The 22640-nt window shown below is 59.1% G+C and carries 23 protein-coding genes; 11 read left to right on the forward strand and 12 right to left on the reverse strand.

What is annotated here, in order from left to right; all coding sequences use genetic code 11:
• Positions 1 to 57: 57 nt before the first annotated feature.
• Both BJ928_RS26535 and BJ928_RS26540 read left to right on the forward strand, forming a co-directional pair.
• Positions 58 to 486: an HIT family protein gene (locus BJ928_RS26535; protein WP_047633275.1), complete on the forward strand. Its 429-nt coding sequence runs from the start codon at positions 58 to 60 to the stop codon at positions 484 to 486.
• 13 nt (positions 487 to 499) lie between these two features.
• Entirely contained in the window at positions 500 to 790 is a 291-nt protein-coding gene (locus BJ928_RS26540; RefSeq protein WP_047633274.1) for a Dabb family protein, read from the forward strand.
• An 88-nt stretch (positions 791 to 878) separates the two neighbouring features.
• On the opposite strand, the gene clpA is transcribed toward BJ928_RS26540, so the two are convergent.
• From clpA to cysE, 5 genes are all read right to left on the reverse strand, one after another.
• Positions 879 to 3410 carry an ATP-dependent Clp protease ATP-binding subunit ClpA gene (clpA, locus tag BJ928_RS26545; protein ID WP_047633273.1) on the reverse strand — a complete coding sequence of 844 codons (2532 nt, stop codon included), beginning with the start codon at positions 3408 to 3410 and terminating at the stop codon, positions 879 to 881.
• Between the two features lie 10 nt (positions 3411 to 3420).
• A complete protein-coding gene (clpS, locus tag BJ928_RS26550; protein ID WP_041677877.1) occupies positions 3421 to 3774 on the reverse strand; it encodes an ATP-dependent Clp protease adapter ClpS in 354 nt (117 codons plus the stop codon).
• A gap of 292 nt (positions 3775 to 4066) precedes the next feature.
• Positions 4067 to 4432: a phasin family protein gene (locus BJ928_RS26555; RefSeq protein ID WP_047633272.1), complete on the reverse strand. Its 366-nt coding sequence runs from the start codon at positions 4430 to 4432 to the stop codon at positions 4067 to 4069.
• Between the two features lie 351 nt (positions 4433 to 4783).
• Positions 4784 to 4987: a DUF3126 family protein gene (locus BJ928_RS26560; protein WP_047633271.1), complete on the reverse strand. Its 204-nt coding sequence runs from the start codon at positions 4985 to 4987 to the stop codon at positions 4784 to 4786.
• Between the two features lie 124 nt (positions 4988 to 5111).
• Complete coding sequence (gene cysE / locus BJ928_RS26565; protein WP_047633270.1) at positions 5112 to 5975, reverse strand: serine O-acetyltransferase; 864 nt, start codon at positions 5973 to 5975, stop codon at positions 5112 to 5114.
• Positions 5976 to 6051: 76 nt separating this feature from the next.
• Here cysE and BJ928_RS26570 point away from each other — a divergent pair, with 76 nt between their 5' ends.
• Positions 6052 to 6852, forward strand: coding sequence for an enoyl-CoA hydratase-related protein (locus tag BJ928_RS26570; protein WP_047633461.1), 801 nt, complete (start codon positions 6052 to 6054; stop codon positions 6850 to 6852).
• A 60-nt stretch (positions 6853 to 6912) separates the two neighbouring features.
• On the opposite strand, the gene BJ928_RS26575 is transcribed toward BJ928_RS26570, so the two are convergent.
• A complete protein-coding gene (locus BJ928_RS26575; protein ID WP_047633269.1) occupies positions 6913 to 7698 on the reverse strand; it encodes an alpha/beta hydrolase in 786 nt (261 codons plus the stop codon).
• Between the two features lie 201 nt (positions 7699 to 7899).
• Between BJ928_RS26575 and BJ928_RS26580 the strand changes: the two genes are divergently transcribed.
• Together BJ928_RS26580 and BJ928_RS26585 are read left to right on the forward strand one after the other, a co-directional pair.
• Positions 7900 to 8145, forward strand: coding sequence for a zinc-finger domain-containing protein (locus BJ928_RS26580; RefSeq protein ID WP_047633459.1), 246 nt, complete (start codon positions 7900 to 7902; stop codon positions 8143 to 8145).
• Positions 8146 to 8173: 28 nt separating this feature from the next.
• The gene (locus BJ928_RS26585; protein ID WP_047633268.1) at positions 8174 to 9337 is read left to right on the forward strand and encodes an FAD-dependent monooxygenase; all 1164 of its coding nucleotides are present in this window, start codon (positions 8174 to 8176) and stop codon (positions 9335 to 9337) included.
• Here BJ928_RS26585 and BJ928_RS26590 read toward each other — a convergent pair whose 3' ends face one another.
• Positions 9338 to 10528, reverse strand: a complete 1191-nt coding sequence (locus BJ928_RS26590) for a cystathionine beta-lyase (RefSeq protein WP_047633267.1) — start codon at positions 10526 to 10528, stop codon at positions 9338 to 9340.
• Positions 10529 to 10899: 371 nt separating this feature from the next.
• On the opposite strand from BJ928_RS26590, the gene BJ928_RS26595 reads away from it, so the two are divergent.
• The 4 genes from BJ928_RS26595 (at position 10900) to BJ928_RS26610 (ending at position 15161) form a co-directional block, all read left to right on the forward strand.
• Positions 10900 to 11925, forward strand: a complete 1026-nt coding sequence (locus BJ928_RS26595; RefSeq protein WP_047633266.1) for an amino acid ABC transporter substrate-binding protein — start codon at positions 10900 to 10902, stop codon at positions 11923 to 11925.
• Positions 11926 to 12019: 94 nt separating this feature from the next.
• On the forward strand, positions 12020 to 13213 hold the full coding sequence (locus BJ928_RS26600; RefSeq protein ID WP_047633265.1) for an amino acid ABC transporter permease: 1194 nt from the start codon (positions 12020 to 12022) through the stop codon (positions 13211 to 13213).
• Between the two features lies 1 nt (position 13214).
• Positions 13215 to 14369: an amino acid ABC transporter permease gene (locus tag BJ928_RS26605; RefSeq protein WP_047633264.1), complete on the forward strand. Its 1155-nt coding sequence runs from the start codon at positions 13215 to 13217 to the stop codon at positions 14367 to 14369.
• 18 nt (positions 14370 to 14387) lie between these two features.
• On the forward strand, positions 14388 to 15161 hold the full coding sequence (locus BJ928_RS26610; RefSeq protein WP_047633263.1) for an amino acid ABC transporter ATP-binding protein: 774 nt from the start codon (positions 14388 to 14390) through the stop codon (positions 15159 to 15161).
• Between the two features lie 84 nt (positions 15162 to 15245).
• Here BJ928_RS26610 and BJ928_RS26615 read toward each other — a convergent pair whose 3' ends face one another.
• A complete protein-coding gene (locus BJ928_RS26615; RefSeq protein ID WP_197070136.1) occupies positions 15246 to 15713 on the reverse strand; it encodes an Lrp/AsnC family transcriptional regulator in 468 nt (155 codons plus the stop codon).
• Positions 15714 to 15817: 104 nt separating this feature from the next.
• Here BJ928_RS26615 and BJ928_RS26620 point away from each other — a divergent pair, with 104 nt between their 5' ends.
• Entirely contained in the window at positions 15818 to 16429 is a 612-nt protein-coding gene (locus tag BJ928_RS26620) for a LysE family translocator (protein ID WP_047633261.1), read from the forward strand.
• Between the two features lie 89 nt (positions 16430 to 16518).
• Positions 16519 to 16680, forward strand: coding sequence for a hypothetical protein (locus tag BJ928_RS38910; RefSeq protein WP_183079455.1), 162 nt, complete (start codon positions 16519 to 16521; stop codon positions 16678 to 16680).
• 223 nt (positions 16681 to 16903) lie between these two features.
• Here the strand turns inward: BJ928_RS38910 and BJ928_RS26625 are convergent, their stop codons facing one another.
• From BJ928_RS26625 to BJ928_RS26640, 4 genes are read right to left on the reverse strand one after another with little or no spacing between them, the layout of a single operon-like run.
• On the reverse strand, positions 16904 to 18715 hold the full coding sequence (locus BJ928_RS26625; RefSeq protein ID WP_047633260.1) for a TniQ family protein: 1812 nt from the start codon (positions 18713 to 18715) through the stop codon (positions 16904 to 16906).
• Entirely contained in the window at positions 18715 to 19701 is a 987-nt protein-coding gene (locus BJ928_RS26630) for an ATP-binding protein (RefSeq protein ID WP_047633259.1), read from the reverse strand. The genes BJ928_RS26625 and BJ928_RS26630 overlap by 1 nt, the downstream gene beginning before the upstream one ends.
• A gap of 3 nt (positions 19702 to 19704) precedes the next feature.
• Positions 19705 to 21936: a Mu transposase C-terminal domain-containing protein gene (locus BJ928_RS26635; protein ID WP_047633258.1), complete on the reverse strand. Its 2232-nt coding sequence runs from the start codon at positions 21934 to 21936 to the stop codon at positions 19705 to 19707.
• Positions 21936 to 22616 carry a hypothetical protein gene (locus tag BJ928_RS26640; protein ID WP_052227780.1) on the reverse strand — a complete coding sequence of 227 codons (681 nt, stop codon included), beginning with the start codon at positions 22614 to 22616 and terminating at the stop codon, positions 21936 to 21938. The genes BJ928_RS26635 and BJ928_RS26640 overlap by 1 nt, the downstream gene beginning before the upstream one ends.
• Positions 22617 to 22640 lie beyond the last annotated feature (24 nt).

Consider the following 22640-nt stretch of genomic DNA (forward strand, 5'->3'; position numbering starts at 1 on the left):
CCTGGAATTGCTCCAGCTATTCTGGACAACAGCAAACGCAAGACGAGGAGACACTGGATGACCAGCCCCGCCTATGACGACAACAATATCTTCGCGAAGATCCTGAAGGGCGACATCCCTTCCTATCGCGTCTACGAGGATGAGCACACGGTCGCCTTCATGGACGTGATGCCGCAATCGCCAGGCCATACGCTGGTGCTACCGAAATCCCCTTCCCGCAATATCCTTGATGCCGATCCGGCTGCATTGCAGCACGCGATTACGGTCGTCCAGAAGATCGCCGTCGCCGTTCAGGAAGCCTTTGACGCCGACGGCGTCTATATCGCCCAGTTCAACGAGCCGTCCGCCGGCCAGACCGTGTTCCACCTGCATTTCCATGTCATTCCGCGGCTCGAAGGCGTCGCGCTGAAGCCGCACTCGGGCAAGATGGAAGATGGCGCGGTGCTGGCGGAGAACGCCAGGAAGATCATCGAAGCGCTGGCTTGAGCGGGAGGCGCATATGATTCGTCATACCGTCGCCTTTCGGCTGAAACATGCCGCCGGCTCAGCTGAAGAGGCCAGCTTCCTCAAGGATGCCCTTATTCTCAAGGGTATACCGAGCGTCCGGAACTTCGAACAGCTTCGGCAAACCAGCCCGAAGAATGATTTTACCTTCGGCTTCTCAATGGAGTTCGATGATCAAGGGGGCTACGACGCTTATAACATCCACCCCGACCATGTCGCTTTTGTCAGGGATCGCTGGTCGCCTGAAGTCGAGGCCTTTCTCGAAATCGATTACACAAAGCTCTAGCATTACATTAGATAATTAAAATACGCATATAAAAAGGCTGCATTGTTTCCAATGCAGCCTTTCGTTTCCTAACATCACCAGTCGGCGATTACTTGCGCGGAACCTTCGGAACCGTGCCGCCCTTGCGCGGCGACTTGCCTTCCGACTCGTCGTTCTCGCCCGAAGTAGAGGCCTTGGCCGAGCGGCGGCTATCCGCTGCCGTTGCAGCCTTGCCGACGCGGCTTCTGGCCTTGACGGTCGTGTCGCCGTCATCCTCATCCGCCTCGACATGTGGTTCGCCCACCTCGGCTTCCGGCTTCGGCCGGATCGGAGCGGTATCGGCGGTCGCGTCGAGCAGGATGCCGGTCGAACCGTCTTCCTTCTTGCCGACCGTGACGGTGACGACGCCACCCTTCTTCAGCTTGCCGAAGAGGATTTCGTTGGCCAGCGGCTTCTTGATGTTTTCCTGGATGACGCGCGCCAACGGACGGGCGCCCATCTTGTCGTCGTAGCCCTTCTCGGACAGCCAGGCGATGGCGTCCTCGTGCAGGTCGAAGGTCACGTTGCGTTCCGAAAGCTGCGCTTCCAGCTGCATGATGAACTTCTGAACGACCTTATGTATAACCGTGGTCGGCAGCGGTGCGAACGGAATGACCGCATCCAGACGGTTGCGGAATTCTGGCGTGAACAGGCGGTTGAGCGCCTCTTCATCCTCGCCCGTACGCTTGGACGAGCCGAAGCCGATGGCGGCCTTGGCCATTTCCGAAGCGCCCGCATTGGTCGTCATGATCAGAATGACGTTGCGGAAGTCGATCTTTTTGCCGTTGTGGTCGGTCAGCGCGCCATGGTCCATGACCTGCAGCAGGATATTGAAGATATCCGGATGCGCCTTCTCGATTTCGTCGAGCAGGACCACGCTATGCGGATGCTGATCGACGCCATCGGTCAGGAGGCCGCCCTGGTCGAAACCGACATAGCCGGGAGGTGCACCGAGCAACCGGGAAACCGTATGACGCTCCATGTATTCCGACATGTCGAAGCGCAGCAATTCGACGCCGAGCGACGAGGCAAGCTGCTTGGCGACTTCGGTCTTGCCGACGCCGGTGGGGCCGGAGAAGACGTAGCAGCCGATCGGCTTGTTCGGCTCGCGCAGGCCGGCGCGAGCCAGCTTGATCGAGGTCGACAGCGCTTCGATCGCCGTATCCTGGCCGTACACGACCGAACGCAGTTCCTGTTCGAGGTTGGCGAGAACCATCTCGTCATCCTTGGAAACCGTCTTCGGCGGAATGCGGGCCATGGTCGCGATCGTCGCTTCGATCTCCTTTTCGGTGATCAGCTTGCGGCGCTTGGACGGTGGCAACAGCATCTGGGCGGCACCCGTCTCGTCGATCACGTCGATCGCCTTATCCGGCAGCTTGCGGTCGGAGATATAGCGAGCCGACAGTTCGACAGCCGTCTTGATGGCGTCGTTCGAGTAACGCAGGTGATGATACTCTTCGAAATAGGGCTTCAGGCCCTTCATGATTTCGATGGCATCCTCGATGCTCGGCTCGTTGACGTCGATCTTCTGGAAGCGACGGACGAGTGCCCGGTCCTTCTCGAAGAACTGACGATATTCCTTGTAGGTGGTAGACCCGATGCAACGGATCGCACCCGAGGAAAGAGCCGGCTTCAGCAGGTTCGACGCATCCATAGCGCCGCCGGACGTGGCGCCTGCGCCGATGACGGTGTGGATCTCATCGATGAACAGCACGGCGCCGGGATACTCTTCAAGTTCCTTGACGACCTGCTTCAGGCGTTCCTCGAAATCGCCGCGATAACGGGTGCCGGCAAGCAGCGTGCCCATATCGAGCGAAAAGATCGTGGCGTCAGCCAGCGCTTCCGGGACCTTGCCTTCGACAATCCGCTTGGCAAGGCCTTCGGCAATCGCCGTCTTGCCGACGCCGGGATCGCCAACGTAAAGCGGGTTGTTCTTCGAGCGGCGGCAAAGCACCTGGATGGTGCGATTGACCTCGGAGTGACGACCGATCAACGGATCGATCTTGCCGTTCTTGGCCTTCTCGTTGAGGTTGACGCAGTAGGCCTTCAGCGCGTCCTGCTGCTTCTTGTTGTTACCCTCTTCCTGCTCGCCACGAGCAGTCGGCTTGCTTTCAGACTCGGTGTCTTCGGCGCCGCGCGGCGTGCGGGTCTGGGAGGAACCCGGGCGCTTGCCGATACCGTGCGAGATATAGTTGACCGCGTCGTAGCGGGTCATTTCCTGCTCCTGCAGGAAGAAGGCGGCGTGGCTTTCCCGTTCGGCGAAAATCGCGACGAGAACGTTGGCGCCCGTCACTTCCTCGCGGCCGGAAGATTGTACATGGATCACGGCGCGCTGGATGACCCGCTGGAAGCCGGAGGTCGGCTTCGAGTCCTCATCATAGCCCGTGACCAGGTTGGAGAGTTCATTATCGACGTATTCAGTCAGAGTCTTACGGAGCGCGTCGAGATCAACATTGCACGCGCCCATGACAGCTGCGGCATCGGCGTCGTCTACCAGCGCCAAAAGCAGATGTTCCAGCGTGGCATACTCGTGATGCCGCTCGTTCGCGTAGGTCAGTGCCTGATGCAGCGCCTTCTCAAGACTAGGCGAAAATGTTGGCACGTTCAGATCCTCACTTCTTTTCCATAACACATTGCAGCGGATGCTGGTGCTGCCGGGCAAAGTCCATCACCTGGCTCACCTTCGTTTCGGCTACTTCATATGTATATATCCCGCACTCGCCCACGCCATGGTTGTGGACATGCAGCATGATACGGGTGGCACCTTCTAGATCCTTTTGGAAGAAACGCTCCAGGATATGGATCACGAAGTCCATGGGCGTATAGTCGTCATTCAGAAGCAGCACGCGGTACAGGTTCGGTTTTTTGGTCTTGGGCTTGGTACGTGTGATGACCGAGGTCCCACGGTTTCCGTTGTCCCCGTTCCTTTCGCTGTTGTTTTGCATCCGGATCGGCTCAGCGATCATTTCATTCATTCCTCAAATCATCCGGCAGAAGCTATCGCATTCCGACTTGGTACTAGGGTTGGTTACTTCACTTGGTCGGGCCGGATATCCGAACCACTAACTTAGTTCATATTGGCGTGATTTTAAGCCCCTTGCGGGACACTGCAATCACAATTCGCTGACAAAGAGGGCTGCGATCAAAAAAGTCGCTGCATATCTTCAAGCCTAGTTGAGCAGGCGAAAACGCAAAAGACCGGCCACGCATCGCGCAGCCGGCCTTTTAGAAATTTTTGCCTTACGGCGTATCGAAAGCTTAAGCGGCGGTTGCCGTTGCTGCAGCCTTGCTAGCAGCCTTCGTCGCGGCGGCGACAGGCGCTTCGTAGGGCTTGTAAGCGTTCTTGGCGAGATCGGCATACATTTCGCCGAGCTTGGTGGCTTCGGCAACGAAGTTTTCGTAGGAAGACTTCACATAGCTGCTCTGCAGTTCGAAGGCAGCTTCAAAGCTCTTGACGCCAGCGAGCGTTTCGAAGTGTGAGACGCCATCCTGGAAAGACTTCTTGGAGTATTCGGCGGCTTCGGCGGCAATCGCCTGAAAGCCCTTGGTGACATCGGAATAGCTCTTCAGCGCCGTGTCCATGGCTTCCTTGCCCTTCTTGTTCGCTTCATCGAGATTGAACATGCTTCTCCGTCCCTTGTTGGCCGGCCGGCGGCCGGTTTACAGGGCTAAAGGTTAAATGCGACGCACAATTAGTCAAGTAGTCTTGTGCGTCGCAATATCACCTTTCGGTTGCATTTCCAATGACAGGGCGGTGTCACCGGCAATGAATGCACCGCATCATTCTGATTTTCCTAATATATATCTTAAGCCCTGCAACCACAGGCTTTGCTTAAAATATTGGCATTCCGTCGGAAGAAGCTGCCTGAGATCAAAACGGCAGCGGAATGATCAAATTGACATCAACCAAAGAAAAAGGCCGCATTTCAATGAAATACGGCCTGGATATTCGATCACTATACGAGACCGAGGGAATTAGAGATCGACGTCCAGGATGGCCATCGAGAAATTATAGGAGCGGTCGCCGTCTTCGTCGTCGATATAGACGACGCCCAGAAACTCTTCGCCAAGATAGACTTCCGCAGAATCGTTCTTGCGCGGGCGGGCCTTTACCACGATCTGCGGGTTGAACGTGCGCTTGAAATAGGCGTCGAGTTTCTTGATTTCTTCTGGCTTCACAATGCTTCTCCGTGAGGATCTCGGTTGGCCGCTTCTTGCATAGGAAAAGCGGCTGTGTAAAGACCGGAACCGCGCATAGCTCTCCGGCGACAGCGCACGCCTCCGCAAGTCGTACTGGATTTTCCTAGATTCCCGCGCCCATGATCTGATCCACGACCAATTGCTCGGCCAAAAGCTGATCCATCGAGCGAGACGGTTCCGAACACCCTGCTTCTCCGACGACCTTGGCCGGAACGCCGGCAACCGTGGTCTTGGCGGGCACTTCCTTCAGCACCACCGAACCGGCGGCAATGCGCGAGCAATGGCCGATCTGGATATTGCCGAGAATCTTGGCTCCGGCGCCGATCAGGACGCCGTGGGCAATCTTCGGATGGCGGTCGCTGCCTTCCTTGCCGGTGCCGCCAAGCGTCACGCCGTGCAGGATCGAGACGTTATCGCCGATCACAGCCGTTTCGCCCACCACGAGGCCGGTCGCATGGTCGAGGAAGATGCCCTTGCCGATGCGCGCCGCCGGATTGATGTCGGTCTGAAAGACGCTGGAGGATCGGCTCTGCAGATAGAGCGCGAAATCGCGTCGACCGCGATTATAGAGCCAGTGTGCGAGACGATGCGTCTGCAGCGCATGGAAACCCTTGAAATAGAGCACTGCCTCCATGAAACGTAGGCAAGCGGGATCGCGGTCATAAACGGCCTGGATATCGACCCGCAGAATCGATCCCCATTCCGGCCAGTCGGCCAGCATTTCCTCGAAGGTCTGCCGCAAGAGAATGGCCTGCATGTCCGGATGGTCGAGGCGCTCGCAGATGCGATAGATGACGCATTCTTCCAGCGAACGATGGTTGATGATCGTCGAATAGAGGAAAGCGGCAAGGAGTGGGTCCTTTTCGGCAGCAGCGCGTGCTTCCTCGCGCATGCTGTCCCAGATCGGGTCCATGACCTTCACCGCGCCCAGGCCTTCTACCTGGCGAATATCCGTTACTGCGACCATTGGCGGTCTCCCGATTTTCTGTCAGGGGTGCATTATATAGAATAAATGCCACACAAGACAAATGGGTTGGTCGCGCATGAATTTCGAACATGATTTTGCCGGCGGTCTCATTCGAGCGACATGCAGCGATGCGATAGGCACCATCGCGATCGGCAACCCCGACAGAAAAAACGCCGTGACATCCGCCATGTGGCGCGCCATTCCGCAGGCGGTGCGCATTCTGACCGATGAAGCCCATGCGCATGTGATCGTTTTGCGCGGCTCGGGCGCAGATTTTTCGGCTGGCGCCGATATCAGCGAATTCGACATCGTACGCAAGAATTCCGAGACAGCAGTCGCCTATGAAGCGCTGAACAGTCAGGCCTTCGCCGCCATCCGCCATTGCCGCGTGCCGACCATCGCGGCGATCCGCGGCATATGCTATGGCGGCGGCTTCGGGCTTGCCGCCGCCTGCGATCTGCGCGTCGCCGAACGAGGCGCGCGCTTTTGCGTTCCCGCCGTTCGTCTCGGCATCGCCTACCCGGCAGACGCGGTGCAGGACATCATCAACGCGCTCGGACCGCAGATGGCCAAGGTGACCTTGTTTACCGGCGCTCCCATGTCGGGCGAGAAAATGGCCGCCGCCGGATTTCTATTGGAGGAAATCGAGGCGGCGGCTTTCGATGGAGAGGTATCCGCGCTTGCTCATGCCATCGCCGCCAATGCTCCGATTGCGCTACACGCCTCGAAACTGGCAGTCCGCGCCGTCATCGAGCAGGATGGCGACCTGTTGCGCGAGGCGGAGGTGATCGGCGCCGAAACCTTCGACAGCGCCGATTACGCCGAGGGCCGCGCCGCCTTTGCCGAACGGCGAAAGCCCCACTTCACCGGACGGTGACTTAGGCATTTCCCAGCGCATTTCAGACGGAAAACCGCTGCGCCCTTTACTAGAAATGCCTTAGCGCCGGTCGAGGCGCTGATAGAATTCCAGAACCGCCGTTTTGAAGATCTTGTCGCCGACGGCGAGCATGTGATCGCGGTTCGGAATGTCGATGGCCTCAGCGTTCGGCATCAGTGCCGCTAGTTCCTGTCCGGAGCCGGCAATATCGTCCTTGGTGCCGACGGCGATCAGCGTCGGCGCCTCGATCTTCGCCACATCCTCGCGTGAGGCCAGATCGCGCGAGCCCTGGATGCAGGCGGCGAGCGCCTGGCGGTCGCTTTTCGTCTGTTCGGCAAAGGCCCGGAACATGCGCCCACGCGCATGGCTGACATCATCAAGCGAGGGAGCAACCAGCGCATCGGCGATCGGGTCCCAGTCGCCGACACCTTCGACCATGCCGATGCCGAGCCCGCCGAGCACCAGCGATCGGACACGATCGGGATACGCAATGGCCATGAAGGTCGAAACGCGTGCACCCATGGAATAACCCATGACATGGGTCTCGGGGATACCCAGATGATCGAGGAGCGCCACGGCATCCTCAGCCATGATCCAGGGATGATAGACATCGGCATCATAGAGCTTGTCGCTCAAGCCGTGGCCACGATTGTCGATGGCGATGACGCGATAGCCCGCCTCGCCGAGCGTCTTCAGCCAGCCCGGATTGACCCAGTTGGCAATCGCGGTCGAGGCGAAGCCGTGTATCAGCAGCACCGGCGGGCCGTTCGGATCGCCTTCATCGAAAAAGGCGAGCTTCAATCCGTCTCGAACAAAGTGAGACATCGGGGGAGCATTCAAATTCATGGCGTCGTCTTTGCAATCTGGGTCGTGTTGGTGCCGGACCATATTTTATCGGCGATATCAAATGAACCCTGCGCTTGCGAAAATCTCTGCATCGAGCCGGACTTTCGCACTACACAATCGGGAAGAAGGATTATAAAGAGGGGCTACCAAGTCTGGCGCAACATTCATGCCGCTTTAGGCAAGACGCATTTGGAGATCATCATGGCCGGCCACAATATTCCCCATTTCCAGAACGACGGCGGACATCGCGTCATCGAAATCGGCGTGAAGGAATTCATGTGCACCGGCGCCTCGGTTCCCTATGATCATCCGCACATCTTCATCGACATCGGCGACGAGAGCGAGAAGGTCTGTTCCTACTGCTCCACGCTTTACCGCTATAATCCCTCGCTGAAAGCGGACCAGACCAACCCGGCCGGCTGCGTCTTCCACTTCAAGGCGGCGTGACGCCTTAGAGTCCGATCGGACAAAAGAAATGCCGATCAAAGCAGCTGCCATCATCGGCGCCGGAATAGCCGGATTGACGGCAGCACTGGCGCTGGCGAAGCATGGCATAGCCTCGGACATTTTTGAGCAAGCCGAAGTGCTGACCGAAGTCGGCGCCGGTCTGCAGATTTCACCGAACGCCTCCCGCATTCTCGATGCGCTCGGCGTGCTCGACAGGTTGCGGTCGGTCTGGCTGGAGCCAGAGGAAGTCCGGCTCGTCTCCGGCTCATCGCTGCGCCCTGTCGCATCGGTTCGCTGCGGAAAATTTGCCCGGGAACGATGGGGATCGCCTTACGGCACCGCGCATCGCGCGACACTGCAGAAAGCGCTCCTCGATGCCGTGACCGCCAATGAGCTCTGCAAACTGCATCTCGGGCGGCATATCGACCTCAAAAGCAAGCAGGCGCTGGAAGAAATCGCCGGCAGGGAATTCGATCTGATCATCGGTGCCGATGGCGTTTGGTCGAAGGCGCATGCAATGGTGCCCGGCGCGCCCTCGCCGCTCTTCTCCGGCAATGTCGCGTGGCGCTTTTCCGTTCCGGAGGCGGCTGCCCCTGCTCTGTTGGACAAGGCAAGTGTCACCGCATTTCTCGGCCCGTCCAGCCATCTCGTCTGCTACCCCATCCGCGAAAATGCAGCCTTTAATATCGTCGCCATCGTCTCCGGCAGCAGCGCCAGCCGCGATTGGGGCTCGGCGGGCAACAAGGCACAGCGCGAGCAGATGCTGCGCGGCTTTTCCGGCTGGAATAATACAATTCTGAAAATGCTCGAAGCCCAGGATCAGGCGAGCTTCTGGCCGCTCTACGAGATGAAGGGCGGCCGATGGCATAATGGCCGCGATACGATCCTGATCGGTGACGCCGCGCATGCGATGATGCCGTTCGCCGCGCAAGGTGCCGCCATGGCCATCGAGGACGCCTTCGAGCTTGCCGGCATGCTTTCCGCGCGTTCGCCGGCCGAGGCCTTCGAGCTCTATGAGAAACATCGGGCGCCGCGTATCGCGCGCTTGCGACAGCGCGCCGCCTTCAATCAATTCGCCTATCACGCACGCGGCCCGATCCGTATGGCGCGCGATCTCGTCCTTTCACTTCGCCCGCCGCAAAGCCTCGCGGCGGACATGGACTGGATCTATGGGTATCGCGCGATCGGCTGATTAAACCGCCTTGACGGCAGCAAAACCCTTTTCGATATCTGCCTTGATATCGGCGACATCCTCAAGGCCGATCTGCAGACGGATCACCGGCCCCTCGGTCGGGGCCTTGGTGACGCGGCGGTCGTTGAGGTTGACGTGCACCGCAAGGCTTTCGAAACCGCCCCAAGAATAGCCGAGTCCAAAAATCCGCAGCGCGTCGAGGAAGGCGTGCGCCTTGACCTTGAACTTCTCGGGGCTATCGGCGGCAAGCACGAAGGAGAAAATGCCGCTCGCCCCCTTGAAATCACGCTTCCACAGCTCGTGACCGGGAAAACTCGGAAGAGCCGGATGCAGGACGCGCGCGACTTCCTCCCTGCCCTCAAGCCATCGGGCGATCGCAAGTGCGCTCTCCTGGTGGCGCTCCAGGCGCACGCCCATCGTGCGCAAGCCGCGCAGGACCTGATAGGCATCGTCAGGTGCGCCGCAGATACCGAGCTGGCCATGCGCATCCAGCAGCCGCCCCCAGTGCGCCGCATTGGCGGAAACCGTTCCCATCAGAATATCGGAATGGCCGGCGGGATACTTCGTTACCGCATGGATGGAGACGTCGACGCCGTGATCGAGCGGCTTGAAATAGAGCGGCGTCGCCCAGGTATTGTCCATGGTCACGACCGCGCCGTGCCGGTGCGCCGCAGCCGAGATCGCCGAAATATCCTGCATTTCGAAGGTGTTGGAACCCGGTGCTTCGGTATGGACGAGCTTGGTGTTCGGCTTGATCAGTTGCTCGATGCCGGCACCGACCAAAGGATCGTAATAATCGACCTCGATACCAAGGCGCTTCAGCATGGTATCGCAGAAGAAGCGCGTGGGACCATAGACCGAATCAACGACCAGCGCATGATCGCCAGCGGACAGGAAAGCCAGAAATGGCACAGTGACGGCAGCAAGGCCGGAGGGAACGATAACCGTTCCGGCCGATCCCTCCAGCGCATCCATCGCCTCACACAACGCATCCGTCGTCGGCGTTCCGCGCGTGCCGTAGGTGTATTTCTGGTCGTGGGTTTCCATCACGCGCGCATTGGGGAAAAGCACCGTCGAGGCATGCACCACGGGCGGATTGACGAAGCCGTGGAAATCGAAGGGTGAATTGCCGATGTGAGACAAACGCGTATTGATGCCAGCGTTCTGCAGGAGTGTGTCTTTGTCTTTCATGTCCGGATATGCCTTTGGCGCTGTAGGAAGCTGGATTTGTGGCCGCCAAGTCCAGTGAGGTCAACCCCGGCCCCTTGCGTGTCTCATATTATTCGAAGGCTAAAATAACAAAACTCGCGAAAAAACTCCAATTTCGAGCAGTTTTTCGGCAGAATGCCGCCCATTTTGGCGCCAAACGCCCATTTTTCGACCGCAAATAGCGAAAATGCCGAATAAATCCGCAATAGTGGGGCCAATGTCTTGACCGCCAATACATTTACGACTGTGATAGGACCACTCGCACCAGGAGAGTGAGGAAACGCGGTTCTCGGGGAACCCGCTTCAGGAGCGATACACTTTAACTATAAAACAAATAGACAAAGGTAGGGAAAATGAAAAAGTTTGCTCTCTCCGTATTTCTCGGAGCCGCGGCATTGGCTTACACCGCGTCCGGCGCTTCCGCGTCGACGCTAAGCGACGTAAAGGCCAAGGGCTTCGTTCAATGCGGCGTGAATACAGGCCTTCTCGGCTTCGCGCAGCCAGACGCCTCCGGTAACTGGGCCGGTTTCGACATCGACTTCTGCAAGGCCGTCGCTTCCGCCGTATTCGGCGATCCCACCAAGGTGAAATATACGCCTCTCAGCGCCAAGGACCGCTTCACCGCGCTGCAGTCGGGCGAAATCGACGTGCTTTCCCGTAATACCACCTGGACCATTAACCGCGACACGGCGCTTGGCCTCAAGTTCCGCCCCGTCACCTATTATGACGGCCAGGGCTTCATGGTCCGCAAGGAACTGAACGTGAAGTCGGCACTTGAATTGTCGGGTGCCGCCATCTGCGTCCAGTCCGGCACGACGACCGAACTGAACCTCGCCGACTATTTCAAGACCAACAACCTGCAGTACAATCCGGTTGTTTTCGACAAGCTCGAGGAAGTCAACACCGCCTATGATTCCGGCCGTTGCGACGTCTACACGACAGACCAGTCTGGCCTCTATGCGCTGCGCCTGACGCTGAAAAACCCGGACGACAACGTCGTTCTGCCCGAAATCATCTCCAAGGAGCCGCTCGGCCCGGCCGTTCGCCAGGGCGACGACCAGTGGTTCAATATCGTCAGCTGGACGGCTTACGCGATGGTCAATGCCGAAGAATTCGGCATCACGCAGAAGAACGTCGACGAGATGAAGAACTCGGCGAACCCGGACATCAAGCGCTTCCTCGGCGCCGAGCAGGGTTCGACGATCGGCACCGACCTCGGCCTCACCAATGACTGGGCCTACAACATCATCAAGGGCGTCGGCAACTACGGCGAAGTCTTCGACCGCAACATCGGCGCAGGCAGCCCGCTGAAGATCGCCCGCGGCCTCAATGCCCTGTGGAACAAGGGCGGCATCCAGTACGCGCCTCCGGTTCGCTAAGCCGCAAAGCGCCTAACTAAAAGAGAGAGGCGGCTCCGCCTCTCTCTCCTCAAGAAAACAAGCCTGAAACAGGCACACTGGGGAAAAACTCTATATGGCAATTACTGCAAACTCGCCCGAAGGCGAGCGCTCAGCCTTATCGGCGGCGTTGTACGACCCCAAAGTTCGGGGTGCCTTCTATCAAGCGCTTACCATTATCATCCTGGCAGGGCTCTGCTGGTTCGTCGTCACAAACACGGTCGACAACCTGCGCGCTTTGAATCGTTCCTTCGGCTTTGGTTTTCTCGAAGGACGCGCCGGCTTCAATCTGGGGCAAGCGCTGATTCCCTATTCCAGCGATTCGACCAACGCCACCGCCCTTCTCGTCGGCTTGCTCAACACGCTGCTGATTTCGCTGGTAGGCATCGTCGCGGCAACGATCGTCGGCTTCATGATCGGCATCGGCAGGCTTTCGCATAATTGGCTTATTGCGAAGCTTTCCCAGGCCTATGTCGAGATCTTCCGCAATATCCCGCCGCTGCTGGTCATCTTCTTCTGGTACAGCGGCGTTCTGGTGCTGCTGCCGCAGGCGCGCGATGCCGTGCACCTGCCATTCTCCAGCTATCTCAGCAATCGCGGCCTCGCCTTCCCTAGCCCGATCTTCGGTGCGGGCATGTGGGCGGTTGGCGTTGCCTTCCTCATCGCCATAGTCGCCGTATTTTTCGTGGCGCGTTGGGCCCACAGGCGTCAGACGGCAACCGGCCAGCAATTCCATACCATCTGGGTCTCGGTCGGCATATTGATCGGCCTGCCGTTGCTGGTCTTCCTGGTAACGGGCATGCCACTTTCCTTCGATTATCCTGTTGCCGGGAAATTCAACCTGACGGGCGGCACGGTCATAGGACCGGAGTTCCTGGCGCTTCTGCTTGCGCTTTCCCTTTATACCGCATCCTATATTGCCGAAATCGTCCGCGCTGGCATCCGCGGCGTGCCGAAGGGGCAGTCGGAAGCAGCCGGAGCGCTGGGCCTGCGGTCGTCGGCCATCAACCGGCTGATCGTCATACCGCAGGCAATGCGCATCATCATCCCGCCGCTGACGAGCCAATATCTCAACCTGATCAAGAACTCGTCTCTCGCCATCGCTATCGGCTATGCCGATATCGTCGCAGTCGGCGGCGTGATCCTCAACCAGTCCGGACGAGCCGTCGAAGTCGTCATCATCTGGATGGTCATCTATCTGATCCTGAGCATCGTCACATCGCTGTTCATGAACTGGTTCAACGCCAAGATGGCCCTGGTGGAGAGATAAGATGTCGAGCGTAGATCAACACTTCGTCAGCAAGACGCTTCTCGTGGCGCAGCCGGCACCCGCCGGTGAAAAAGGCGCGTGGCACTGGTTGAAAAAGAACCTGTTTGCCACGCCGAAGGACATCGTCCTCACCTTGCTCGCGGTCTCCTTCCTTGCCTGGGCGATCCCGCACTTGGTCGACTGGTTGTTCATAAACGCCGTCTGGAGCGGAACCGACCGCACCTTCTGCGCCACCACGGTTCAGGGTGGAACGCAGCCGGACGGCTGGAACGCCGCCTGCTGGGCCTTCATCCGTGCGAAATTCACCATCTTCATGTTTGGCCTCTATCCGCCGGACGAGCGCTGGCGCCCGATACTCGTCTGCATCTTGATGATCGTCAGCTTCGCCCCGTTGCTGATACCGTCCATTCCAAGGAAGGGATTGAACGCTATCCTGGCGTTCTTCGTGCTGCCGGTTGTTTCGTTCTTCCTGCTCCACGGCGGCTTCGGCCTTGAGACCGTCGAAACGGAAAGATGGGGTGGCCTGCTCGTAACGCTGGTGATTGCGTTCGTTGCGATCGCGGTCTCCTTCCCGTTCGGCATTCTGCTCGCGCTCGGCCGTCGCTCCAGGATGCCAGTCGTGCGGATGCTGTGCGTGGCGTTCATTGAAATCATCCGCGGCGTGCCGCTGATCACGGTGCTGTTCATGGCGAGCTACATGCTGCCGTTGTTCATGCCGCAGGGCTGGACGGTGGATAAGCTGCTGCGCGCCGTCGTCGGCGTCGCGATCTTCACCTCGGCCTATATGGCCGAAGTCATTCGCGGCGGTCTGCAGGCCATACCCAAGGGCCAGTTCGAGGGTGCGGACTCGCTCGGCCTCGGCTACTGGCAGAAGATGCGGCTGATCATTCTGCCGCAGGCGATCAAGCTGGTCATTCCGGGCATCGTCAACACCTATATCGGCATGTTCAAGGACACGTCTCTCGTGGCGATCATCGGCATGTTCGACCTGCTCGGCATCGTCCGCCAGAACTTTTCGGATGCGACCTGGGCGAGCGCGGTGACCCCCATAACGGGTCTTGTTTTCGCGGGCTTCGTTTTTTGGCTGTTCTGCTTTGGCATGTCGCGCTATTCAGGTTTCGTGGAACGCCATCTGGACACCGGCCACAAGCGATAAAATTGAGGGAAATATAAAATGGCTGAAGCCCAATCGAGAAAAATGACCGTCTCCGAGACGGAGGTCGCGGTCGACATGATCAACATGAACAAGTGGTACGGTGATTTCCACGTGCTGCGCGACATCAACCTCAAGGTCATGCGCGGCGAGCGCATCGTCATTGCCGGCCCGTCCGGTTCGGGCAAATCGACGATGATCCGCTGCATCAACCGCCTGGAAGAGCACCAGAAGGGCCAGATCATCGTCGATGGCGTCGAGCTGACGAACGACCTGAAGAAGATCGATGAAGTGCGCCGCGAAGTCGGCATGGTGTTCCAGCACTTCAACCTCTTCCCGCACCTGACCATTCTCGAAAATTGCACGCTGGCGCCGATCTGGGTGCGCAAGATGCCGAAGAAGCAGGCGGAAGAGATCGCCATGCACTTCCTTACCCGCGTCAAGATTCCCGAGCAGGCGAAGAAATATCCCGGTCAGCTTTCCGGCGGTCAGCAGCAGCGCGTGGCGATCGCCCGCTCGCTCTGCATGAACCCGAAGATCATGCTGTTCGACGAGCCGACGTCCGCGCTCGACCCGGAAATGATCAAGGAAGTGCTCGACACCATGGTCGGCCTGGCCGAAGAAGGCATGACCATGCTGTGCGTGACCCACGAAATGGGTTTTGCTCGCCAGGTCGCCAACCGCGTCATCTTCATGGACCAGGGCCAGATCGTCGAACAGAATTCGCCGAAGGAATTCTTCGACAATCCGCAGCATGAGCGCACCAAGCTCTTCCTCAGCCAGATCCTGCACTGATCCGGCAGAGATAGAATCAAACGACCCGCCGCTGCATCGCACCGGCGGGTTTTTTATTGAGCGCCATTCTCCAAACGCGGCCGCTCAGCGCAGCGGCAATGCATAGGTCTGCTTGACGATCTGGCTCGGCACGTCGGTCTTGACGTTCTGAATGCCGTTGACCTTCGTCAGGTGCGTCGACTGGAACCGCCTGTAATCATCGAGATCAGAGACGGCGACACGCAGCAGCGCGTCACTCTCCCCGAGCATGATGTAGCATTCCATCACCTCAGGCAGTTTCTTCATTGCCGCGATGAAATGGTCGATCGTTTCCGCATCCTGCGCCGTCAGCCAGACACGCGCAAACATCGAGAGCGGCAGGCCCGCCTTGACCGGGCTCACCACGGCCACATAACGATCGATGATGCCTGCATCCTCCAGCAGCTTCACACGCCGCAGACATGGCGATGGCGATAGCCCCACCTCCCTGGCCAGTTCCACATTCTGCATGCGCCCGTCGCGCTGCAGCGCGCGCAGGATACGCTTGTCGATATCATCCAGCCGCATTGGCATTCTCTACCGATAAATTTCGTATCTTGAATTCTGATGCCAATAATCTGCCAGAAATTGGCATCTTCGCAAGCCGATTGCATCACAGGGGCACTAGGCTTGTCCCTATGGAAAACACCAATCTTCTTCTCTTCTCAGCCACCGTGCTGCCGCTGATCTGCACCCCCGGCCCCGATATGCTGTTCGTGGCATCGCAGGCGATATCGGGCGGTGCTGCCGCCGGTCTGCGCTCGACTGTGGGGATCTGCGTTGGCTATGTCGTGCATTCGACGATGGCGGCGCTCGGCCTGGCTGCCATCATCGCGGCCTCGCCTCTCCTGTTTGCGGCGCTGCGATGGCTTGGCATCGCCTATCTGAGCTACCTCGCCTTTCGGCTCATCGCATCCTCCCTGAAAGGGAGCGGCGTGATGCCCATATCGTCAAGCGCTGCAACCAATAGGTTTCGTCATGGCTTCCTGACGGCTGTCCTCAATCCCAAGGGCATGATGATCTATTTCGCCATCCTGCCGCAGTTCATGAGCCATGATGGAAGCATCATGGCTCAGGCCTCCTTGCTCTCGGCCGTCTTCATCAGTCTTTGCGGCATCGTCTACGCCTTGCTCAGCCTCGCCATCGCGACCCTGGGCTCCCATGGCAATTTCACCGATCGCCGCCGCAGATGGGTCGAGGGCATCGCCGGCGGCCTCTTGCTCGTCGCGGCCGGGCGGCTCGCAACGTGAACAAGCCCATGGCACTTCCCGCAGAACGCGATATACTTTCAACCACCGCGAATAATGCGGGATTCACGAGACGTCGGGGGAAGCGGGCCGTGAAAAAAAGCGACAGAATCATTGGTGGGCTTGCGCTGTTGAGCGTCGCCATCATCGTCATCAAGCTCGCCGGGGTGATGTACGGCTACGACCTCATCCAGATGGCGGTCGATGCCACTCGGCCAAAAGCGCCCGGCGGCTGGCCGGTGATGGCGAACTGAACATGCGCTGATGAATGGCGCTTGCCCGGCACTGAGTGATTACACGGTCTTGGTTTGTCCATTTTGCAGAATTAATCGTTGAAAACATTAGGTAATTTTCTGGACACCCAAAACATCTTGGGCATCCCGCGGCATTTGATTTGGGCGCATTCGAAAGCAAGCCAAAGAAAAACCCGCCGGAGCGGGTTTCGTAAGGCGGTCTCTACCCGATTTGGGGTCGATCTTACCCAATCCGGGTAATCTCTGATCTCCTGTAGAAGCGGGCGATGAACCCCTCGGGTTCGAAGATGGGTGACATTCCGGCTTGGTCGAGTTCTGCCTTGATCGCAGCCCTGTAGCCTTGGCGAGACTTCGCGATCTCAGTCAGGGAAATATAGACATCCTGAAACTCTGCCAGAGACTGCCGTTCGATGAATTTCACATCCCGCCCTGTCTCCCGACGGATGGTTCGCTGGCGGAGGTAGCCGCGCTTGATCAGGTCCGCGACCGTGATGGTCGTTGTACCGAGCGCGAGTTCGGCTTCCTTGAGCCGCATCAGTTCATCATCGCCTCCGGCCAATGGACTGACGTCAAGCTTCAGGGCATCCGATGCCACCCGTGCTCGCTGTAGAACGGGCGCTGTGCCTGGAACAATAGAGGTCTCGAGGCTGCCTTCGAGGATCATGGCGACGAGCGTGTGGAACGGACGACGCCATAATCTGGCGGCCGCGGCCAACGACATGTGGCCTTCGTCGCTCGCCACCGCTGTCATCTTCCCGTTGAGACGGTCCGTCAATTCCTCAACCGCGGATTTGAGGATGCGGGTGTAAGTCCGTTCATCGTCGGATCGGGTTTCGACCTGCTTCAGAATACCGGCGACCAGAAGATCATGAACCCGTTCTTCGCGAAGGCCCAGCGCCTCGCCCGTCTCCTTGCTCGTCAGGGTATCGCTGGCGGCTTCAAGAATCGGACGCAGGGCGGCAGCGTCGAAGTACGTGGAGCCGTCAGAGAGGCCATCACGAAAATCAGGATCATTTGCCTTCATCAAGGCTCTGATCCGATCGTGGGTGAGGCCATACTCCGCGTGCGCGGAACTCACACTGTGGACGTGCCGGGTTTTGACGGGCTTGAGGATGGTCTGCCCCTCGCCGAACGGCATGTTGCGCTCGATGATCTCCTGCATGAGATCGATCACGAGCCCATACGCTTCCTTGACGAGGTTGCGGCGCAACCACCTCACCATCGGCCCGAGAACCAACTCGACATACTGCGTTGTCGGGCGCTTCCGATCAATGACTTCCGCAAGAACATGGCGGATTTCGTCTTCTCCCCTTACCGCAAGGCCGAAGCCCCATTCACGCAGATCGGTTCCGTCGTGCATCCAGGCCTTGACCTCGTGGAGGACCAGAAAGTCCCCGAGATAGCGAGAGAACTCGGCAGCGACGTGCGCGTCGAGCCTGTCGAGGAAGCCATCCCCGCCATCCTGAAACACCCGGTCTCGAAGGTACGTATCCAGCCGAGGCTGGCGGCTCGGGACAGGAGTCGCCGCGGCTTCCTCGATCAATCCGAGATTGGCATTCACGAACTGCGGGAAGTCGTGAACGTCGCCGGCGGCATCAACTGCCACCTCCGTCAGTCGGCAGCCGTGAACTGGGCATCCTTCGATCCCGCGAACGATCCACCATGCACGGCGATAGGCGCGGGACGCCAAACGTCCCACCTCCCTTTCTCGGTCTCCCAGCACGCATTGGGAGCAGAAGCGATGCATTCGGCCCGGCCGCATGTCCTTGCTGAGGGTTGCACAGCCCATCTGCCAGGTGCCGCCAGCCCCAAACGCCCTCGCCGACAGTTTTCCCAGAATGGCGACTGGCACCGTGGACCACTCGCTGACCAGCGACATGGCATCCATCTCGCCATGAACGATGGCAGTGGCCGTGGTGTCCGTATGTGCGAGAAACTCCCGCAGAGACGGATATCCGTTGGCGGCGGCAAGACGGGCGACGAGATCGATCGCCGCCTCGTCGTCGTGAAGGGGAAGCGTTACGGGCAGAACCATCACTTGCCTCCCTTACCAGCGGTTGCCAGGTCGGCCAGAGCGTTGCCGGGATCGATTTCACTCCAGCGCGCGGCGGTGAACACGTTATCGCTCGGAAGGCAACCGCTGTCACGCTGGTAGTTGTGAGCGAAGGCACGGCGATCAACCGTACCCTTGCCCTTGTGCATGACAAGGAAGCACGCCGCCTGGATTGCTTCGATGATCTTCCCGTAGCAGCCGCTGTTGGCGGAACACAGGCGGCCAAGGAAGTCGTCGGTACGGAGTTCCTCGGAGAGGTTCAGGCCGCACTTGCCTTCGACGATGTCGACCAATACCTGCTTGATGCCGGCCTTATCGCCGGGCGGGCTCAGGGGGATGAAGCGCATGACCATCGAACGGTTCGCCAACTGCTGATCGCCCGTAAGCAGCTCCGCGAGCTCCGGCATTCCGGAATAGATCGTGTGCAACGGCCAGTCCTCGATCTGCATCAGGCTTTTGAGGCGATCCTGGACGTCGAGGACGCGGCTGCGGCTTTGGCGCAGCAAGTGCTGGGCTTCGTCCACGTGAAGATAGATGATCCCGCGCTCGCGCAACTGGGCCTTCACGGTCGCGAAGAGCTGCCCCTCCGTCATCTTGGCCTTCGACGGAACTCCGATCGCATCCAGGATCGCCATTGCGAAGTCTTTTGTCGTGCACGGCTTCGGTGCCTCGATGCTCAGCAGCGGCCGCACGGTCTCGCCGTACTGGTTCACCCGCGGCTGGAATTCGGGGATGCGGCTGAAGTGATGGCGCAACGCGAAGGACTTGCCGCTGCCCGAGGCCCCGATGAGGAACAGCGCACGCCGGCGCGATCCTACGCCGCCGCGGCAAGCCTCCACGTTGTCGACCAGGTCGCGCAACATCGTGCCCAACCGCGTGTCGCGTGCGTGTTCGATGTAGCCGCTGTAGACTTCGGCCTTCTTGTCGTTGATCGCGTCGAACGAGATGACGTTAGTAGCGTTTTCCATGACTCAGTACTCTTCGTAGTAGTTGTCAGTGGCTTCGGTAGGCGTGGATGTCTCGGCCGGTCCGTCCGGGGCGTTCTCGGCAGCGGCTGCGCGCTTCTTCTTCCTCGCATCGCGCTCACGCTCTGCGTGATAATCTGGGATCAGGCGGGATGCAGAGACCGATCCGCTACGAAGCGGATCATCGGGCAACGCATAAGCCTGCGTGACGGCCGGCGTGTCGGCTGACTTCACTGCAACCCATGCTCCAAAGAGCTCCGCCTCGACGACGTCGTAGTGTTCCGCAGTGAGGTTGCGAGGCGTCAGATTCGCTCGCAGTGCCGCCGCTCTCCCAGTCTCGGCAAGGCGGTTGATGGCGCGGTTCATCGCCGCCAGTCCAGCTTCCGCTTCGACGGCATGTTGTGTCCGGAGATCGTGGCGGGCGACAACCCATTCGGCCAGCGACAGGTTACGAACGATGTCGACTTGGTTCTTGACGACGAACCAACCTTGGTCACCGCGGACCGCGATATGCTCGAGGTTCTCGGTATCGACCTTGATATCGAACTCCATCTGCCCGAACTTGGTGCGTTGGCGATGCAGCTCCTCGTTGACGTACGGGATGCCCATGAACGGAATGCCGTATTGGCCGATGCGCCGTTTGAATTTCGTTCCGAAGACATGGAGCATGAATTCGGGGTCCTGACTCGGGAACTCGATGTCGTGTTCCTGTGTCGCGCGAACCCAGGCGTTGTGTGGAGACGCGCCGCCAAGCCCGCTGTGCGGCTTGTTGTGGTAAATGTCGCAGACGCCCAGCGTGAAGAGCTGGATCATCTCGTCTACCTGCAGGCTGATCTGATGCTCAGGGTTATAATCGCCCTTCTCGGAGATGGAACCGAACGTTCTGCCCGCGAAGAACGACGCGATCAGCGGCCCGATGGAGTGGAAGAGGCTCTCGATGAAGGGTCGCGCCTTCGGATTTCCCGCCTGCGGCCGATTGAACGTGATCTTCGCCGCCCGCATGATGCCTTCGACGAGCGTGTTCGCGAATTCCTTGCCGTTGTCGCTGAAAATGTTCCGCGGGTGAACCAATCCGATCCATGGGGTTTCCGCGCCGACGAAGTCGGAGATGTGCCGCTTGTCGGACATGATCATGCGGATGGCGGCTGCTGCCGTCACGGCATTAGGATTGGTGCTTGCCCGGAACGCGAGAATGTAGCGCGTGGCGACGTCGATCGCCGCTACGAACCAGATGCGCTTACCGACCACCGCCTCTTTGTAGGAAGGCGGAAGGATGTCCCACATTCCGGTCTCGACGAACAACGTCATGAGGTCGACGTTCCAGAAGTCGATTTCGATCCGCTCGCCAACGGTCAGTGCATTGATGCCGCGTTTGTACATCCCGAAGCGCTTGAGCGCCGAGGCACGCCCGTGGCGGCCGTCCCACTTATCGAATTCGTCGAACTTCGAGATCATCGACTCGAACTTGTGACGGGTCACCTTCAGCAGCGGCGTTTTACGCTCTGCGTTCTCCTTCCCCAGCGCGGCGATATACTCCTGATAGACCTTCGCCATCGTCGGCTTGCGGTCCGTCATGTAGTTGAGCGCATGTTTATGCGCGAACGCCGTCGAGTCTGCGTCAACTTTGCGAAGGTGCAGGCCTGGACCATTATGGCGATGAACAATCCCGAGGACTTCACCGCCGCAAGCGTGATAGCGCTTGTAGTCGCGGCGGAATGTCTTGACCGATGGAGTGCCGAACGCCTGAACCTCGATCATCGCGTCGGCACGGGCGTCGGTCTCTTCCTCATCGAGACCGAGCATTTCAGTGATGATTTCTTTGCGCCAGCCGCGAAGCTTCGCCTCGAATGTCTCCTTCGACCAGCGAGGCTTCTTCCCCAGAGCAAGCCACTCTTTGTCGAACCGATCGATCAGCTTCTCGCGGAACAGAGCGAGCTGGCGGCGTTTTCCTTTGATGTCATCGAACGTGTCGTCCCCGAAGATCGCGCGCAGACGTTGGTTTTCCGGGTCGTTGTAGCCGTAGCGGAGCTTGGCACCGCCGCTGACCAACTTCGAATACACTTCGCCATGGGCAACGAAGCGTTCGTCGGCCTCGTTCGCCTCGTTGCTGAAGGTCCAGCCCTCTTCATCCCGCTTTTTCGGCTTCCAGTCGACGTCGTTCTCCGTGAAGCGATCAGCGACACGCATCTTGACGATGGCGTGATGAAACAGGCTCGGCTTTTGGAAGTCAGTCTGCATCAAAGGCTCCTTCTGGCGGGTGTAAGCAATAGTGGTGGGGACCAGCGGCGGACCATCAACATCGTCAGGTCGTCGATACGGGCTGGCGTCTCGGGCACGAGAACGCACTCGTCGATCAACAGCAGAAGCGCCGTGCGACGCGACGCGCGATTTTCGCATCCGCGAAGAAGCTCGCCGAAACGGAATGGGCCGTGGAACTTCTGGACGGCCTCATAGGCGCGCTCGTACTCCGCCTCGTCACGCAACCGTCGTGCGCGGAGGATGCGTTCGGCGTTCTCGTAGGCACCATATGTCGCCTCGCGCTCGGTCATCAGGCGGATGCCATGGACCGCTTCAGGCGTCGTCGAGCCATTCTTGTTCTTTCGCAGAAAGCCTTCGGCCTCGATGCGTTTCAGCAGATCGCCCATCACAGCGGATTTGCGGTCATGCTTCACGGCGACGGCGACAACCTCACCATCGTCGAACACCACGCAGAAGTCGCAGATATGTTCGCACCACAGCCCCTCGGCATCCCGGTACAACAGCACCGGAAATTGCGAATAGATGGCCTTCACGTCCTTGCGAAGCTGGATGACCGTGGATACGCGGCGTTCGAGATCGCTCTCGTGGTAGACCACCGTCTCCTTAAAGATCGAGAAGCCGCGCAAGGTCTTGCCGTGCGTAGCCGGCGGCTTGCGCACGGCACGTTCGGCAACCGGTTCGTT

Origin of the sequence: Rhizobium sp. WW_1, assembly GCF_003610155.1 — a bacterium.
Taxonomy (GTDB): domain Bacteria; phylum Pseudomonadota; class Alphaproteobacteria; order Rhizobiales; family Rhizobiaceae; genus Rhizobium; species Rhizobium tropici_A.